The 16,347-nt window shown below is 30.5% G+C and carries 24 protein-coding genes; 13 read left to right on the top strand and 11 right to left on the bottom strand.

Annotated features, from left to right (window positions below):
- Nucleotides 1–6 precede the first annotated feature (6 nt).
- The 5 genes from BVC87_RS19605 to BVC87_RS19585 all read left to right on the top strand — a co-directional run bounded on the left by BVC87_RS19605 (nucleotide 7) and on the right by BVC87_RS19585 (nucleotide 4,529).
- Nucleotides 7–2,475 (top strand): hypothetical protein, encoded by a 2,469-nt coding sequence (locus BVC87_RS19605; RefSeq protein ID WP_075344107.1) that lies wholly within the window; start codon nucleotides 7–9, stop codon nucleotides 2,473–2,475.
- A gap of 1 nt (nucleotide 2,476) precedes the next feature.
- Nucleotides 2,477–2,950 (top strand): hypothetical protein, encoded by a 474-nt coding sequence (locus BVC87_RS19600; protein WP_075344106.1) that lies wholly within the window; start codon nucleotides 2,477–2,479, stop codon nucleotides 2,948–2,950.
- 25 nt (nucleotides 2,951–2,975) lie between these two features.
- Nucleotides 2,976–3,404, top strand: a complete 429-nt coding sequence (locus tag BVC87_RS19595; protein WP_075344105.1) for a hypothetical protein — start codon at nucleotides 2,976–2,978, stop codon at nucleotides 3,402–3,404.
- Between the two features lie 47 nt (nucleotides 3,405–3,451).
- Nucleotides 3,452–3,919 carry a hypothetical protein gene (locus BVC87_RS19590; protein ID WP_075344104.1) on the top strand — a complete coding sequence of 156 codons (468 nt, stop codon included), beginning with the start codon at nucleotides 3,452–3,454 and terminating at the stop codon, nucleotides 3,917–3,919.
- Between the two features lie 127 nt (nucleotides 3,920–4,046).
- Nucleotides 4,047–4,529, top strand: a complete 483-nt coding sequence (locus tag BVC87_RS19585; RefSeq protein ID WP_075344103.1) for a hypothetical protein — start codon at nucleotides 4,047–4,049, stop codon at nucleotides 4,527–4,529.
- 327 nt (nucleotides 4,530–4,856) lie between these two features.
- Here the strand turns inward: BVC87_RS19585 and BVC87_RS19580 are convergent, their stop codons facing one another.
- The 7 genes from BVC87_RS19580 to BVC87_RS19550 form a co-directional block, all read right to left on the bottom strand.
- Nucleotides 4,857–5,693, bottom strand: a complete 837-nt coding sequence (locus BVC87_RS19580) for a DUF932 domain-containing protein (RefSeq protein WP_075344102.1) — start codon at nucleotides 5,691–5,693, stop codon at nucleotides 4,857–4,859.
- 396 nt (nucleotides 5,694–6,089) lie between these two features.
- A complete protein-coding gene (locus BVC87_RS19575) occupies nucleotides 6,090–6,353 on the bottom strand; it encodes a hypothetical protein (RefSeq protein ID WP_075344101.1) in 264 nt (87 codons plus the stop codon).
- Between the two features lie 48 nt (nucleotides 6,354–6,401).
- Nucleotides 6,402–8,135: a ParB/RepB/Spo0J family partition protein gene (locus BVC87_RS19570; RefSeq protein WP_075344100.1), complete on the bottom strand. Its 1,734-nt coding sequence runs from the start codon at nucleotides 8,133–8,135 to the stop codon at nucleotides 6,402–6,404.
- A gap of 759 nt (nucleotides 8,136–8,894) precedes the next feature.
- Nucleotides 8,895–9,287: a hypothetical protein gene (locus tag BVC87_RS19565; RefSeq protein WP_075344099.1), complete on the bottom strand. Its 393-nt coding sequence runs from the start codon at nucleotides 9,285–9,287 to the stop codon at nucleotides 8,895–8,897.
- A gap of 65 nt (nucleotides 9,288–9,352) precedes the next feature.
- On the bottom strand, nucleotides 9,353–9,745 hold the full coding sequence (locus BVC87_RS19560) for a DUF7659 family protein (RefSeq protein ID WP_075344098.1): 393 nt from the start codon (nucleotides 9,743–9,745) through the stop codon (nucleotides 9,353–9,355).
- A gap of 471 nt (nucleotides 9,746–10,216) precedes the next feature.
- On the bottom strand, nucleotides 10,217–10,666 hold the full coding sequence (locus tag BVC87_RS19555) for a hypothetical protein (RefSeq protein WP_075344097.1): 450 nt from the start codon (nucleotides 10,664–10,666) through the stop codon (nucleotides 10,217–10,219).
- A 23-nt stretch (nucleotides 10,667–10,689) separates the two neighbouring features.
- Nucleotides 10,690–11,007, bottom strand: a complete 318-nt coding sequence (locus BVC87_RS19550) for a hypothetical protein (RefSeq protein ID WP_075344096.1) — start codon at nucleotides 11,005–11,007, stop codon at nucleotides 10,690–10,692.
- Between the two features lie 201 nt (nucleotides 11,008–11,208).
- On the opposite strand from BVC87_RS19550, the gene BVC87_RS19545 reads away from it, so the two are divergent.
- Nucleotides 11,209–11,670: a hypothetical protein gene (locus BVC87_RS19545; RefSeq protein ID WP_075344095.1), complete on the top strand. Its 462-nt coding sequence runs from the start codon at nucleotides 11,209–11,211 to the stop codon at nucleotides 11,668–11,670.
- Between the two features lie 32 nt (nucleotides 11,671–11,702).
- Here BVC87_RS19545 and BVC87_RS19540 read toward each other — a convergent pair whose 3' ends face one another.
- The 4 genes from BVC87_RS19540 to BVC87_RS19530 form a co-directional block, all read right to left on the bottom strand.
- Nucleotides 11,703–12,074: a hypothetical protein gene (locus BVC87_RS19540; protein WP_075344094.1), complete on the bottom strand. Its 372-nt coding sequence runs from the start codon at nucleotides 12,072–12,074 to the stop codon at nucleotides 11,703–11,705.
- Nucleotides 12,064–12,606 carry a hypothetical protein gene (locus BVC87_RS19535; protein ID WP_075344093.1) on the bottom strand — a complete coding sequence of 181 codons (543 nt, stop codon included), beginning with the start codon at nucleotides 12,604–12,606 and terminating at the stop codon, nucleotides 12,064–12,066. Before BVC87_RS19535 ends, BVC87_RS19540 begins: the two co-directional genes overlap by 11 nt.
- Before the next feature lie 6 nt (nucleotides 12,607–12,612).
- Nucleotides 12,613–12,780: a hypothetical protein gene (locus tag BVC87_RS23535; protein ID WP_159439392.1), complete on the bottom strand. Its 168-nt coding sequence runs from the start codon at nucleotides 12,778–12,780 to the stop codon at nucleotides 12,613–12,615.
- A gap of 199 nt (nucleotides 12,781–12,979) precedes the next feature.
- Complete coding sequence (locus BVC87_RS19530) at nucleotides 12,980–13,351, bottom strand: hypothetical protein (protein ID WP_075344092.1); 372 nt, start codon at nucleotides 13,349–13,351, stop codon at nucleotides 12,980–12,982.
- 155 nt (nucleotides 13,352–13,506) lie between these two features.
- On the opposite strand from BVC87_RS19530, the gene BVC87_RS19525 reads away from it, so the two are divergent.
- From BVC87_RS19525 to BVC87_RS19495, 7 genes are all read left to right on the top strand, one after another.
- The gene (locus tag BVC87_RS19525; RefSeq protein ID WP_200799213.1) at nucleotides 13,507–14,220 is read left to right on the top strand and encodes a tyrosine-type recombinase/integrase; all 714 of its coding nucleotides are present in this window, start codon (nucleotides 13,507–13,509) and stop codon (nucleotides 14,218–14,220) included.
- A gap of 54 nt (nucleotides 14,221–14,274) precedes the next feature.
- On the top strand, nucleotides 14,275–14,616 hold the full coding sequence (locus tag BVC87_RS19520; RefSeq protein ID WP_075344090.1) for a hypothetical protein: 342 nt from the start codon (nucleotides 14,275–14,277) through the stop codon (nucleotides 14,614–14,616).
- Nucleotides 14,617–14,661: 45 nt separating this feature from the next.
- Entirely contained in the window at nucleotides 14,662–14,877 is a 216-nt protein-coding gene (locus tag BVC87_RS19515; RefSeq protein WP_075344089.1) for a hypothetical protein, read from the top strand.
- A gap of 58 nt (nucleotides 14,878–14,935) precedes the next feature.
- Entirely contained in the window at nucleotides 14,936–15,169 is a 234-nt protein-coding gene (locus BVC87_RS19510) for a hypothetical protein (RefSeq protein WP_075344088.1), read from the top strand.
- 17 nt (nucleotides 15,170–15,186) lie between these two features.
- Nucleotides 15,187–15,621 (top strand): hypothetical protein, encoded by a 435-nt coding sequence (locus BVC87_RS19505; RefSeq protein WP_075344087.1) that lies wholly within the window; start codon nucleotides 15,187–15,189, stop codon nucleotides 15,619–15,621.
- Nucleotides 15,622–15,624: 3 nt separating this feature from the next.
- Complete coding sequence (locus tag BVC87_RS19500; RefSeq protein WP_075344086.1) at nucleotides 15,625–15,963, top strand: hypothetical protein; 339 nt, start codon at nucleotides 15,625–15,627, stop codon at nucleotides 15,961–15,963.
- Between the two features lie 32 nt (nucleotides 15,964–15,995).
- Nucleotides 15,996–16,347 (top strand): hypothetical protein (locus BVC87_RS19495; protein ID WP_143569850.1); only part of this gene is annotated, 352 nt, incomplete at its 3' end.

Raw genomic sequence — 16,347 nt, 5'->3', positions numbered from 1 at the left:
AAAAGCATGAAAATTAAAAACTTATGTATCATATTTTGTGTTTTAATAGCACAATGTGTATTTGCACAAATACCATCAGAACAACCTGTAGACCCACTGGATCCTTCAGGGCCGAGTATACCCGTTGAACCTAGTATACCTGAAGAATTTGATTTTCCAGATGGTATTATTAGTATAGAACTTCCTCCGTGTGATTGCCCTGGAGAACCCAAAGATTTTACTTTTAATTTTAGCAGTAATTTTGGTAGTGCTTTTGAAACTGCTTTAGCCAATGACAGAGCAGCTATTTTAGCAGCTCGACAAGGAGCTATTGAATGGTATAACAGACAAACTTCTATTCTTAATGATAGAATAGAGGGAAAACTACGTAAAGATTTTCCAAATTACCCTGAAGCAAGAACAGCATACTTTAGACATACTGAAAATCAGTTTATAGATAAAAGTAGATCCATATATACCAGCGAGGCACAAAATAAATGGAGAGCGTTAGGAAATGAAAATTCTAAGATGAAAAAAGGATTAAAACTTTTAAAACAGAGAGAAGCTGAGCTAAAAGCAGGAAATATTGATAATTCATTATACCGAGAGCTAAAGTATGGGAATCAAACCATTGGTAGTTTACGAAATATTAGTGCGGTTAGAAACGAAATCAGTAAAGCTATTTCAAAAATTGTTGAGTTTTCGTGGAAGCATGGAGAGTTAGGTAAAGTATTGACTAAACTTGTAGAAAATAATGCCATTACTCCTCAAATAAAGAATGCAGCATTTCAAAAGAAATATGATTATCATAGAGGTCTCGATATCTACAATAAGGCAAGTTACATACAATTTTTATTGCATTATGATGAATATATAAGACTAATAGGTGGACCTAGAATAATTCCTCCAGGATTAAATGCGCTGTTTCTTAAATTTGGAGACAAGGTACAAATGGGTAACACTGATTTTATTATTGATCAGATTAGCAAAGCCATAGATGAGCGATTAGATCCTTTCCATCCAAATCACTGGGAAATTATTTTATATGAAAAATATAATGGAGGGTACTGGAATATAAATAGAGCGAAAGCAGATCACAAAGCATTACTAGATCGCTTATTTGATAATATACTAGCAAACACACCGTTAGGTTCCAATTTTAGTGTGGACTTTTTAGTAGATAAGTTTAGTATCACCAATATAGATCAATTTAACTTTTTAAATGATGATCCTAATAAAGCCAAAGAATTAGAAAACTTATATAAATTAGCTGCAGCAGATTTAGATGGAGGGCAATCAACAAGAACAGGGATTAGAGTTGAAATTGTATCAGGAGGAAATCTATTTTCTATCGTTAGAAAGCTTGATATCACCAATGCTTATCAAAAAAGATGGTTAAAAGCCAATCCTCATATTGTTTCTAGGTTCTCGACCATGCTAGCTTTTAATGATGGGCCTAATACAGTAAACCCATTACGAGCAGAAGTTGTAAGAGGTGGACGTATTCAAAAATTAATTGAAGATTTAAAAATTGAAGATACTGAACAAAAGAGATTATTATATGACAATGAATCTGATGCTTTGAGAATTGTTGATTTGTTTTCAGGTAATATCGTTCCTGCTGAATTTATCAAACAATCTATAGCAAACGGCTCTATTAAATACGTTGCTGAAAACTATGAGGCTAGTTTAAAATCACCTACCGATATTGATTTAAGTGATATTTTAGACAAGATTAATTCTCCGCAAACAGCAGACGATCGTTATGTAGCTCAAAAGTTTTTATGTATTTATAACAAAATATTAAAGTCTCCAAATTATAAGAAGTTATTCGTGAATTTATTTCAGGACAGTAAAAGATTTAATGTAAAGTTTAAAATTGTTGAAGGTATCCGTTCTATAACTCCAGGAAAAGAACCGAATGGTTTGGCTCAAATAAGAGATAGAAAAAAAGACTCGAATGGAAATTTATTAAAAACAAATGTAACTATTTTAATAAATAAGAAGATTTTAAATACAGGAACAAGTCAAACAGGTTCTGTTTTAGATATAGCCAAAACTATAATACATGAAAGTATTCATGGGTACATTTCTATTAAAATGCTGGATTGTAAATTGGGTCTAACACTTAATAATTTAAATAATAAAGAATTTGAAACGTTAATTAACGAATATCACGATGGTACCTGTGGAACACAAGAGCAGCATGAGTTTATGTTTGATTTTATGATACCTAATATGGTACAGATTTTGAACGATATCAGAGATGATTTGATTATTGAACGCCATAGGGATGCAGTGTCAGAACCTTTATATATTCCAGGAATTAACGGTCCAATACCTTTTAGCTGGAATGATTTTTTCTATAATATTTCTCTAGCTGGTGTAGATAGAACAGAAAGTTTCATAGAAGAAATAAAAAATAATACTCGCAATAATCTAATACATCAAGGATATAGAAGACTTAGTAGTAAACTTAGTAAAGAATGTAACTAATATGAAAACAATAATAATAACGCTATTTTTCTCAATAATAACTAATTATATAACAGCACAAGCAACTGATAATCTAGATAACGAGACGTTATTTGTACTTTTTGAAAAATCAGAGAGTACAAATAAATCTTATGTTTTATCAAAGAATAAAAAACATAAAGAAATAAAAAATTATCTGTATTTCTACACTGACTATAATTCAGAAATTAAATTTTTTACTTTTGATTGTTCCGCTTATTTTTCTTTAGATGATCAGATAAATAACACTAATCCTGCTAAAAGATTCTCAATCCATAAAAGCTTTTTGGAGAATAACTTTATTATTGACAATTCATATATCGATAAAGTAGGTTTTGATACCGTATTTGAAATGTTATTTAAAAGTAAAACCATATTTGTTATTGATAAGTCAGAAATTAAAGGGGATAAAATCACACTTCGTGAAGCTAAATTAGATTATCCACCAGAAGAATAATTATTGATAAAAGAGTTTATGATCAATGAGAAAACTAATTCACACATCACTCTATCTATTTCTTTTTAGTTTGAATGCACAAATTAAAAAGGAAACCATATTCTTAAATTTTGAATCCTATATAAAAGAAAAATGCTTGATAGAAGATGGGAGTGGCTCAAAGATGCAAATTTTAAAATATAGAAAAGAAATGAGTAAAAAACGTACTCTATTTAAAATTTGTGATGAACAATTTACTTTAAATAATAAAGTAAAAATAGATACTTGTAATTTAGATTATTTAAAAAAAATTAAGTTCTCTACTATCGAGGAAATGAATAAAAAATGGGATAATAATAGAAAGGAGGACTTGTTTTCAAGTAGTGCCTATGAACAAATATTCATTCTGGAAAAGAATAATAATAAAATTATTAAGTATCCTGTAATTTGGAGCAGTAGTTATACCGAAAAATAAAAGTATTTAAGTAATACATATAGGCAAACTTAGTAAGTGTAACTAACATGAAAATAATTCTAATAGCATTCTCTTTAATATGTTTAACTAATTGTAAGGCAAAAGGGAATACTGAAAATTTAGATAATGAGACATTATTTGTTCTTTTTGAGAAATCAAAAGAAACTACAAAAATTGATGATTCAAGTAGAAAAAATAAAGATCTAATAAATTATATTTATTCCTATAGCCATGAGAATTCGAAAACTGGTTCTTTTATTTTGAGCTGTTCTACTTTTTTTTCTTATGATGATCAATTCAAAAACATTAACAGAAGTAAAGTATTTACAATTAATAAAACGTTTTTAGACAATAACTTTATTATTGACAATTCATATATAGATAAGGTGGGTTTTGATATCGTATTTGAAATGCTATTTAAAAGCAAAAACATATTTGTTATTGATAAGTCAGAAATACAAGGAAACCAAATAACTCTTAGAGAAGCTAAATTGAGCTATACTGCTGAAGAATAAAGGAAGTTACTAATCAATAAAAACTAATTCACATATCAATTAATTATCTCATAATTCAAATTAGTTGACAAATGAAAGTCCCTCAATATAGGTCTAAAGTAGGGGCTTTCTATTATAAAAAATTGTTATGAACTATTTAAATCTAAATTCTTCAGATAAGGATTTATCTGTTGTTTTTTTGGAACAACCTATATCTATATTTTATAACGAAATAGGAAAAGAAATCTACTGTGATTTAGTATTCATACAAAATTCTAATGAGTTAAAGGACTTATTTTATGTAGTATCAAAATCAATATCAATTATTCTAGTTAGTAAGCTATTAAAAAACATACTTAAAGAATTTAAACTACCAAAACACCAATTTGTCCCGTTTCCTTTACTCCATAATAATCAGATATACACCTACTATTTATATTATAGTATAGAAGTCTCAGAAAATATTCATTTGAGAGAAATAGAACCATCCTTTGAAGTTATTCAGACACCTTCATTATATGAAATGGTAGGTGACAATGATTCCAATTATGATATTATAAAATATAACGAAAGTGTATTCTTAAGTAAGGGTCTTTTTTACAGGCTAAAGGATGAAAAGATACAATTTTAGTTTTCTTACCCTCACCCCTGAGAAAACGAGCATGGCACATTTAATATGTGCTGTGCTTTTTTATGTTTTTTGAAGATATAATGCGATAAATAAAACCAGAAACAGGAAAAACCCTGAAATAAAACAACTTAACAATTGTATATTTAAATCCGAGTGAGTCAGCTCGTGTATATATACACGCACGTAAAGTAGTAAAAAACCACCTTGAATTGGGTGGTTTTTTATTTTCCAGTTCATAATATCCACTACTATTAAGCCACATGGCGTTTGAATGGGGTGGGTGGGAGGACTAAAAAAACCGATACATGTTGTACCGGTTAAAATAGATTATGCCATTGCATATATTTCCTCAAAAAGCTCTTTATCTAATTGTTTTTGTTTGGTAAAGCTCTTTTTCAAATCGTTGTGAAGTACTGCATTAAACGCATTGTAACCTAACCATAAATTAGGTTTTTCGTTCAGTAGAATTGATTCGTTATCCAAGATCTCCAGAACTCTTCTTGACTTTTTGGAAGGATCTGAATTCTTGTCGCTACATTCGTACTTAAATAGCTTTGTTTCCTCCAAAACTTGTCTCACAAATTCTTTAGTATCTATAAGTTTAATAGATTTCATCTTATCGAATTTATGCGTGATTTTGTAAAATTCGTTATCCAAAAACTTCTGAAATAATTCCTTCATTTTCGGCATTAAAAGCATCGTGTTATTCTTTGTACGTCGTATAGAGAACTCAATTTTTGCGTCGGAAATATGTAATCCATTAGAGCACACTTTTCTGTAGAAACCGAAATGACCTGAAGTTTTTTCGCTACCATCATAAGAGTTTTTAAAACGTAGCATAGGTAGAATAACATCTTTATCATTCTTCACTGTAAATTGTGATGTATCATCAATAATAAAATCAGTGATAAAGGAACGATCAGCTCTATTAATGGTTTGCTTTTGATATTTAATCTGAGCATCAATTAGCATTTCCTCTGCTTTTTTAAATAACATCTCATTAGTAATATGCCCGTAAGAATTAGATACTACATTTACAATCTTCCTATTTGAAACAATTACGTTGTCATAACCTCTCCTGGTTTGGAACTCCGTTAACCCTTTGAAATTTAACACTTCACAAGTAACAAATACTTCATCTTTTTTTAATTTTTCTAAATACATAATAAAAATTTTAGATTAAACAATATTTGTACTCATGCCAGTGGTAGACTGGATTTTCGCTCAAATTTTCAAGTGAAAAATTGGGGGAAACCTTCAGGGGGTTCCGATTTTTTAGACAGAGAAATTTGACTGGTAAATACAGCGTACTGACCTTCGTACTTTATATTGATTAACCCACTCGTGTAGTGTCTGCAGAAGTGACCAAAGGAGAAGCTGCGGACGTGAACGAGACCGTTTTTTATAGTAACTTTCAATTAAAGGAAATCATGTTGTACTTTCCAAAGTACCAAAGGGAGAACAAGGGGAACAAGTTGCAAATAGCAATGCTCATGGAACTAAGCACAAAAAAATAGATGTGCTTTCCCTGAAAGAAAACACATCATATCTTACTTTAAATTATTTATACTTTAAATGAAAAAGTTCATTTTGACAGGGAACAATTTCCATTCCCTTATATTCAAAAACATCAATTTCTCCAGCTCCAGCTTCTTGGGCCAAACTGTAAAACTCTTTATAGCTCCAAAAAATATCATCTTTTCGGGAATCATAATTGCTAACCCCTATAGAACTAAAGGGCAGTCCAATTCCTATCTTTCTTTCCAGTGAGGTAAATTTTCGTTTAGGAGTTATCATTAAATCTTTATAGAAAAATGGTTTCATGGTGTAAAAAATTAAAAAGGAGCCTATTGTAATAGACTCCTTAAGTGTTTATGCATTGACTAATGTATCAGCTACTTGTTTTTGTAACTCTGTAATACGCTCCTCAATTCGTTTTTCTCTTGCTTGCTCTGCATTGGTATACACTTTCTGAATTTCGTCTAATTCTTTCGTGTAGGTTTTTTGCATCACATCATAAAAAGCAGCATTAGTAAGAGTATTAGTATGGTTCCTACATTGAGTGTCTACTTGCTGCACTAACAATTGACGTAGTAGCTTATAAAGCATATTTAGATCAAAATACTGTTTGATAGCATTGAATTTTTCTACCGTACTATCTGCTTTAGCTCCGGCAATTATGATTTCCAAATCTTTAAAACTACCAATCCTTGTTAGATGACCTATATTATTATAATAAAGAGATATTGCTATTGCTGCTATCTCATCTTCGTTTATCGCTTCATTTTTATTGATATAGTCTGTGTCTTGGATTTTATTTACTACTTCTGCAAACTGTTTATCATGCTGCAATTGCTTTTTACGGATTTCTTTTTCTTGAATCGTTTCAATTTGTTCCGCTGGGGTTTGATCTGCCATTTTCTTCTCTGAACGAGGTATAACATAGTCACTAGATGTTTCTTCTTGTTCTTCCTCATCTTGTTCTAATCTCACTAGAATAGGATTGAATTTATAAGTATTCGTGTTAAGAAGTAAACCACTTACATATCCGTTAGAAGGCGCTTGTTCATATACTTCCTTCTCCTCATTATAATCTTTAATCTGAGCATCGTACTCTTCTTGTAACTCCTCTTTGGAGTAGTCATAATCTTCCCAATCTTCTTTAATGGCTTTCTTAGTAGGCTTTACTGGCTTCTTAAGATATTCGATACTATCAAGTAGGTAGATCTTTAAGCCTTTAGTCTTCATTAAGCTTAATACGTTTTGATTTTTTGGTTGATCCAAATACCAACTTCTAACATCCGGTATCAGTAAGATATTTTCCTCTTTTACATAGTCAATTAAGTTGGACAATACCTTTTGTTTTTTAGCTTCAAAACATACTGATTTCGTACACACCTGTTTACCATTACCAAATAAATTGCCTTGATTTGCGGCATTAAAAGGACACACATTGCAAGCACCTACAGTAGCTATTAAACTTTCATCTTCTAGAGAAAAAGGAGCTTTCTCTAAATCACTTGCATGTTGCTCAATCATTCTTTTTATAAGATTCTCATTAAATCCATTCTCTAAACTCTCTAACATAATTTCTTGCTCTTCTGGCTCAAATAACGCCACAGCAACACCTAATTTTAATGTCATTTCACCAGCTCTTACAAACACCTTAAAACCTTCGATTAGTCCTGCTAGTTTTAAACGTTGTTTTACAAAGTTTTCAGTCTTACCACATCGATTTGCAATTTCCTGTGCACTAAATTTTTCAGCTAGTTTGGCAAATCCTTCTGCTTCTTCGGTAGGTTCTACATCTTCTCTTTGTAGGTTTTCGATAAGTTGAAGCTCTAAAATGTTTTTGTCCTCAAACTCTTTAACCATTGCAGGTATGGTTTCTAATCCAGCTAGTAGACTTGCTCTGTACCTACGTTCTCCCATCACGATAATAAATCCATCTCCTTGAGCTCTTAAAGTAATTGGCTCTATCACACCATGCTCTTTAATGCTTTTTGATAATTCCTCTAATTTTTCTTGATTAAAGGTCTTTCTTGGCTGATTTTCGTCTACACTAATAGTTGACAATGCGATTTTTTGAATTTCTAAATTCTTCATTTTAAAAAATTTTAATTAAACAATATTTGTACTCATGCCAGTGTTAGACCGGATTTTCGCTCAAATTTTCAAGTGAAAAATTGGATGGGTTCCCCTGAGAAGTCGAAGAGGGTTCATGCCATTTTTTATGCAGATAAATTTGATTGGTAAATACGGCGAGCTGATCTTCGTACCTATATTGATTAAGTTCCCTCGTGTAGTGTCTGCAGAAGTGACCAAAGGAGAAGCTGCGGACGTGGAACGAGACCGCTGTCGTTTTGGTTCTTTACCGAAAAGAACATTCTTTGAGATGGGTTAGATCCCCATTGCAAAGAATTCCCCGAATAAAATAGTAGTACAGAAAGAGGAATTAATATGAGGTATTCAAGTATACTCTAGAAGCTGGACGGTTAAAGATGCTTATTTTTGCCCCCGTAGTTCTATAATTTTTTATAGGATTATTAATATTTGATCGAGGGGGCGGAACTTTGGCGAGACTGCCCCCTTAAATCAAATTCATAGTGTTATTCTATTTCATTGTGGTTTTCCACAATAACTCTAGGTTAAAAAGTATTTATTTCATGGCTATAAAAATATGGCTGTGATAAAAAGAATTAGAGAAATAATACTATACTATTTGAGCTTCAATACAATGGTTAGTATATCCTTTATGAAAGGATTTCAAGCAGCCATAAACTGTTTAGAAGCAGACGATCATCTATATGCTGCCGATCATCTAAAAAAGGTTTTAGAAAGGTTAAAACAAGATTCAGAAAAGCCTTAAAAAAGGCTTAACTGCGAATCTCGTAATAAACGTTGTTTCTTAACTTCTGCATACTCCTCGATACGCTCTTCATATTTAAGGCTTTCTATAACTAGGTTTGCCAAATCCATGATATTATCTGAATCAGGATGTTGCTCTATGAACCACAAGATCTGCCCTGGCATTATCCAGTTAGATCGATAAATAGATTCCTCTATATCTATAGCATTAAGTTCTAAATGAAATATAGGAGTAAGAAGATCTTTAACCTCAGTATTTAAATAGTTTTCTTGGGTTTCACTATTGGTAAAAGGCAAAAAAGTAAAGGAAATTTCATAGCTGATTCCATGAGTAGTTACGGTACTCTTAGAATCTTTAGTTAAATGAGATGGAATATTTTTAAGAAGCATTTTTGTATGTTTTAAGGTGAGAAAAACTCCTGTTTTAAAGGCACAGGAGAAAAAGCCTTAAGAGGTTAGTAGTTGTCCCAATCAACGTTGCCCTTTTCTTTTTCAAAGGCTAACTCGATCTGCTCTTTAGTTATTGGATAATCTTCCAAAGCCTCGATGACATCTGCTAAATCGTAGGTTAAAAATGTCTCGTAGTTGTAGAGTTCTCTAACGATGATCTTATCAACTCCATTTTCTTCAAGATCCTGCTGAATCCCTTCTTTTTGAATTTGTTTTAAACCTTCTAAAAGGGTATCGGCGTGTTCTGAAAGGCAAAACATACCTCCAGGAAACTGAGTATATTTTTCTCCTTTAATTCGACTTTCTTCAAATTGTTGACCAGAAAAGGCAAAAAAAGTACCAGTTGTTTTAAATAGTTCAGATTGTTTTTTTGAAACGTAGTCACATAAACTTTTCATTTTGAATAGATTTAAAATTATTATTTATGCGTCATGGCAGCGAAAGATGAGATTTTAGAAGGGAAGGAAACGGAATAAAAAATGACCAAAGGAGTGGTTTATGCCGTAGTCTTTCTGAAGTAAATTGAACGAGCTGAACTTTGCCTAAATAGTAATTGATAGCCAAGCCCGTACGGGCGTACCGATCTGTTTTGCTTCTTTACAAAAAGATGTCATTTTATCCTGGTTCGACACCATGAAAAAATGAAAGCTTACACAATTGAAAACAATGTGTAAATTTTTATGCCGAATACAATTAATTTGGTATTATAAAAAAAAAGAGCTGCAGAAATGAGGGTAACTTATACAAAGTATAAGTATTTCTACAGCATCAAAAATAGTGGGGCTATCATTGGTTTTTGAAGGGGCGATCGCTCGTATATAACAAACCAACTTTATATCAGCCCCACTAAAATATACATCGAAGCTTTTTTAGTTAAGCCCAAAATAGTGTTCCTGAATATTATCCTTAGAGTCTTTTTTTAATGTTTTAGTTTCAGTACATTTTTCCTCACTCTCATAAATGATTCCTCCTACTTTAATAACGTTAGGTTTTAAATACATTTCGGTTCGAGCTTCTTTTTTATCGTAGAACTCTGTATAGTTTTCTAGTGTTACATCAGAAAATTCCACATCATAGGTTTCTCCATCATTTTCTAATCCAGATATACGTAATGTCCCTGATATCCTTTGATATATTGGAGATAATAATTTTCTAATCAATGTAAAAGTGTCCTTGTTTTTATCTAGTACTAGATATAAGTCGCAATAGGAGGGAACCAATATATTTTCAACGAATCTAGGAGAACCTGAAAGGATCATTTTATTAGGATTCTTGATTGGATATTCTGTTTCAAACACAATAAGGGTAGCTTTAACCATATCGTTATATTGTTTTATCAGCTCTACCTTAAAAAGCTTATATAATTCCAAGCAGGTACAATGATTTTACCTGCCATATAAGGGCCTTTGGTATTACTAGGTATTATTTTTCTTCTTTCTGAGTGATTGATAAGCAAGTTTAAGTCTCCAGCTTCATTTTCAATAGCTCTTAATATGTTTACAATTACATCATAATTCACAATTGAGTTACTATCTAAAATAGTATTGACAGTATCTAAAGAATAAATGCTTACCATCTTTATTTGTACATCTGGAGGGCAATTTGACCAAACGGTCATAAATTTTTCTCTTAGAATTGAGATATCTAAATGTTCTGACATAATTTCGTAGCAATATTGATTAAGTAACTGTATTCACATCGAATCAAAACTGTTTCATAAGAGTTTCAAACATTGACAACTTCTATAAGTTTAGTTATATTTGAATGGATACAAAACAAGAATTAACCATAACAAATTTACAGAACTTTATTTAAAACCAGATAAAGTTCTGCAAAAAAGTTATGGTATTTTATATTATAAATGAGGGAACTAGACGAAATAATAGCCATTATAAACTCACATGATATCAAAGCTTATAAAATCGCTAATGATCTACCCAAAGGAGTAATCTCAGAAAATGGTGTTAAAAAAATACTGAGAGGAAAATCGAAAAAACCTCATAATACGACTATTGGTGTATTGAATTTTTATATCGATAAGTTCATATTAAAGAACGAAAATTCTAATGTGTCTATAAACACAGAAAAACCTTCCCTTGAATCATCTGAGAAAAAAGAAGAAGAACTTCCTCTTTCATTATCTAGGTTAAGAGAAGGAAAAATTATAGAAGAAGATATTGAAGCATGTCTTTATATTATTAGGCATTATAGACATCTATTAGATGAAAAAGATGTCTTCCGAAACCTTTTAGAAACACGTGAAGCAATCGGACATAAGAAGGGAATGGAAGTAGCAAAAAAGCTATTTGATTCAAAAAAATAGGATAGAAAAAAGAGAATAAATTTCTTATGAAATTAATGCTTAGCTTTTGGTTTTATATAAGCTTCCAAGTCTTGAACTAGTACTTTATACGTTTCATCCCGTTGCCCAAAAGCGTTGTTTAGCTCTTTATATTCAATAAGTTTTTGTTTTTCTTCTTTAACCAGCAAACGTATATGTTTTAATTCCTTTTCGCCTTCTTCTACTTGCATAGCAATCAATTCCTTCCTTTGAGAAAGGATCTCTAAATCATACAGCAAGGTATCACAAGTCTCTTCAATGTCAGTATTTCGTTTGCTTCGCTCTCTACGAATATCAAATAGGGTAAATCTTTGAAGAAAATTGAAAAACCGCTGTTTTAACTCTTGAATATTCTTTCTCTCTTTTAACTTTATATTACTCATCATCTTTCAATGAAATTCCGTTTTTATTTAAAAAATCCTTTAACTCCGAACGTGAAACATATTCACCATTACGTTCTTTTATCTTTTTCATGAAACTCTCTATCTCCATTAATTTCTCCTCACTTTCAGATTCAAAAAGTTTAGCCTCAAATATTCCTTTTCTAAGCAATAGAATAAGTGTAAAACAGACAACAGCAATGCATAAATTCCAAATGAGGTTTTCATTCAGATTATATGAAAATACTTCTACTAAGTTGAAAATGATTAAGAAAAGAGGAAAAAGAGTTCCTATGAAATATGCTCTACACCATACAGCAAATACGAGCATCAACCATGTGATTTGATTACTAAACCCAACTACAAAATTGTAGATATTTTTATGATCTAAAAAAGGTACATCATCAGGTGCATTAAAAAAAAAGAAATGAGAAATTGCAGGAATGACACTTAAGGCTGCTATAAAAGAACCAAAGACACGCATTTTAGTACTACTATGATATTCATACTTTCCTATAATACGTGCCTTTAAATCCATAGCTAATTATCTATTCCTTTTTTGATCTAATCTTGTTTTACTGTAATAAGGTGAAAATGTTTCTACAGTGTAGACTTCTCCTTCATTTCTAGTTTCTGTGTCACTTTTATCAGGTGAACATCCAATGATTAAAAAAGTTAATAATAAAACGGAATAAAGACTAAATGACTTCATAAGATATAAAATTTAATGGTTTGTTATATCCTTCTAAAGTACTAGCATTTATGAGTCTATACCCGTACAGTTATAATTATCTCTTTCTCATATGAATAAATATACAAGTATTTAAATCATTACAAAATTTTCTTAATCGATTGATTTTATTTTTTTTAAACAAGAAATTGTTATAAAAAAGGAGGCGAAACTACGATTATTATGTTCTCTCTTTTAAACGTCCACCAACAGATCTATGATACTCATAATCTTCTTTTGATAAATGTTCTTTTAAAAAAGCGTCATAACCTATATTGTATTTTTCATTTACGAATCTTTTAAAAGCTAAAATCGCTTTTCCTTTTTCAAAACCTTCCTCCTTCATCTGTTTTTGAAATCCCTTATCTTCTATAGATAATAACCATTGCTGATAATCACTTTCATCAGCTTCAAATTCTTTTGAGCTTTGATGATATATAAAGCTAGCATTACCTAATCGATAGGTACGAGCTAAGAACTCTTTAAGACGTTCTGGAGCTTGTTCTACTGCTTTTTTCTGAATCAGTCTTATATGTTCGACAGGATGTTCCATACATCTTTATAATTAAAAAATTTCCTCTAAAGCCCCAATACATGTATGTGGTTAAATATAGATAATAAAAATTGCATCCATTTGAGGATATCCGTAACAGATTTACCGATTAAAATCTCTCCAGTTAGAATAGGAATCGGACACTATTGGCAATAATGTCCGATTTTTTTGTGTCCAGTACAGCTCTAAGATGTGTATTATTTGACTTAGCAACTATTGTTTTTGTTAAAAAAAAGACATTATACAGAAGTAATGTCCGATTTTTGTATATTAGAGGTATGGAGGAAATGCGTTTGTATGATAAGGAGGGAAATAGATTATATCTTACCCCTGAAGAAAGAAAACAGTTTTTAGAACATGTAAAAAAGGAGCGTATTAAATATCGCACTTTTGCGGAAACACTTACTTATACAGGTTGTCGAATTTCTGAAGCTTTGGAGATTACCCCTTCAAGAATTAACATCGATCAAGAGGAAATTGTCTTACGATCTCTAAAGAAAAGGAAAGACGATGTATTTCGTTCTGTACCAGTTCCTCCAGAACTGATAAATACATTAGTGCTCGCTTTTGATTTGCGAAGCAAACAAAAGAGTAAAAAAAATGTAGCTAGCCAACCGCTATGGAGTTGGAATCGTAAGCACGCTTACGAGATCATTAAAAAATTAATGATTAATGCAGGAATCCCTGAAGGGAAACACAGAATGCCCAAAGGCTTGAGACATGCTTTTGGTATAAATGCCATAATTAAAAAAGTTCCTGAAAGCACTCTACAGAAATGGATGGGACATTCAGACACTAAAACAACAGCTATTTATACCAATGTTGTAGGGCCTGAAGAAAAAGTATTGGCACGCAGAACATGGGAATAGGTTTATAACAAATGTCAAATTAAAAAGTTAGATAAAATAACGTTTAAATAATCGATGGTAAAAGACTCAATTAAATTAGAAGATATACAAGGGTTATGGATTGGTATTACTCCTGATACTGTAACCAAATATTATCTTGATATAAAGAAAAATCAATCCGCTTTCAAAGCAACTTTTTCTCACGGATTAATTCATCTTTTGTCAGAAAAAATAGAAGAAGATCTAGATTCAAAATTGAATTATATTGAAAATTTGAATTACTTACTATCCATTGGTAAACGTAAATTATCTATAAATTTTGAGTCTAGTAAAAACACAGTCGTAATGTCAAAAAATGTTATTAAAGAGCTATTTATAACAATTGACAACAATGAAATAGAATTCTATAAAAACTAAACTATTCTATTTTATAGACAGCTCAATTTAAATACAATCAAACCTATGAACATAGATAAAGATAAGTTAATAAAAGATACTACTATTAGAGCAATTAAAGACACGCTAAAACAAGGTTTATTTAAATGGTCTGATACTGGTAAATTAGTTTCCTTTGATACATTATTAGACGTATTAAGTATTGAAGAACCTATATCACTTGAAGAAGCTCAAGAATTGTATTCATTTTTATTTAATGATTCAAGAATCACTAGAGTATAATTAAAGCAAATTAGCTAAATCAACAGGTCATCACAACAGAAATTAATAATCTAAAAGTATGGTTACAGTAAACATATTAGATAGTAATGAACAAATCATAGTTTCATTGAATACAGTAGAAAAAATAAATTCATTTTTTCAAACAAATTTTTCTCAAAATTTAATTGAAATCTCAATGACGCTTATGACTGAATATATAAATATAAATTATGACGGAAGTACTTATCGTCTTTCAGGACAGCAGACAAATAATATTGAAGGAACATCTGTTATAACTTATAAACCTTTCTAGAAATAAAACCTATAGATATGTTTGGCATAAACACAGCTAAAGACCGCTTAAAATCTTTAAAATCCAACTATGATAAATTACTAGAAGAGCCGTTAAATATATCTTTAGCAGAACAAACATGTTCTGATGCATGGCATCTTACTGATTGGGTATTAGAAGAAAATAAAAAATTAGATTCATCACTAACCAAAGAAAAATTTAGAAAAGACTTATATGCTAAATGCCCAGAATTTAAAATTTTACATGATCTAGTTAATACATTTAAGCATAAAGTTTTATCAAGACCAAAGGCTCAAATCAAGAAAACTGATGTTCATTCTGGTCCATTTAGTAGTACCTTTTCAAAGGAATTTGATGTTTCTAGATTAACTGTGCATTATGATAATAAACAAATAGATGTAGATGATCTAGTAAAAATTGCGATAAATTATTGGGATAACTTATTAAAATAACAGATGGAAATATCTAAAGAAATTTATGTCATAATAGGTGCTTTAATAGCTGGCTTACTATCAATTATATCTGCTATTGTTGTTCAAAAATCTCAAAGTAAAAGAGAATTTTATAAACTTGCTTTTGATGTTGCCAAAGAAGAATACCAAACATTATTGAAAATGTCTTCTCCAGGCACAACAGTTTTTCCTTTAGAAGTTTTTGTTGCTTACCATCTAAAGTTTTTAAAAGTTACCAATCGTAAAAAATTCAAAGTTTCAGACTTAGACGAAGTGAAAGCCTATAAAGTAGAAATCGAAAATTATTATAAATCTGAGGCGAAAACAATAACAAGAAGATAAACTATATCAATTAATAACTAAAATATCAAATTATGGCACTTGCTAAAATTGTTGGCTACAAAATAGATAATGATAATAAACAAATTAAATTATATATAAACGATCAAAATACACTTTCTATACCTGATTTGAATGATATAGAATTTGAAGTGTATAAATTTCTATTAGAAAGTTTTGATTCTGAAAAAATTACAAAAGCTCATGATCCTACTATAAATCAATTAATTATATCAGGAAATGTAGATAGTAGTTATGTTAAAGGTTTTAATATAAATTATTTACCTAAAGCTTTTGATAACAAGGTTTATAATATAAACTTTAATGATGTTAATACTAAACCTAATGTAATTACTTTACCAGACAATCATTTAATTTTTCTAAGCT

Source organism: Tenacibaculum agarivorans (assembly GCF_001936575.1).
GTDB lineage: Bacteria > Bacteroidota > Bacteroidia > Flavobacteriales > Flavobacteriaceae > Polaribacter > Polaribacter agarivorans.
Note: the sequence above shows the minus strand (reverse complement) of the source record. Positions and strands in the feature narration are given on the sequence as shown.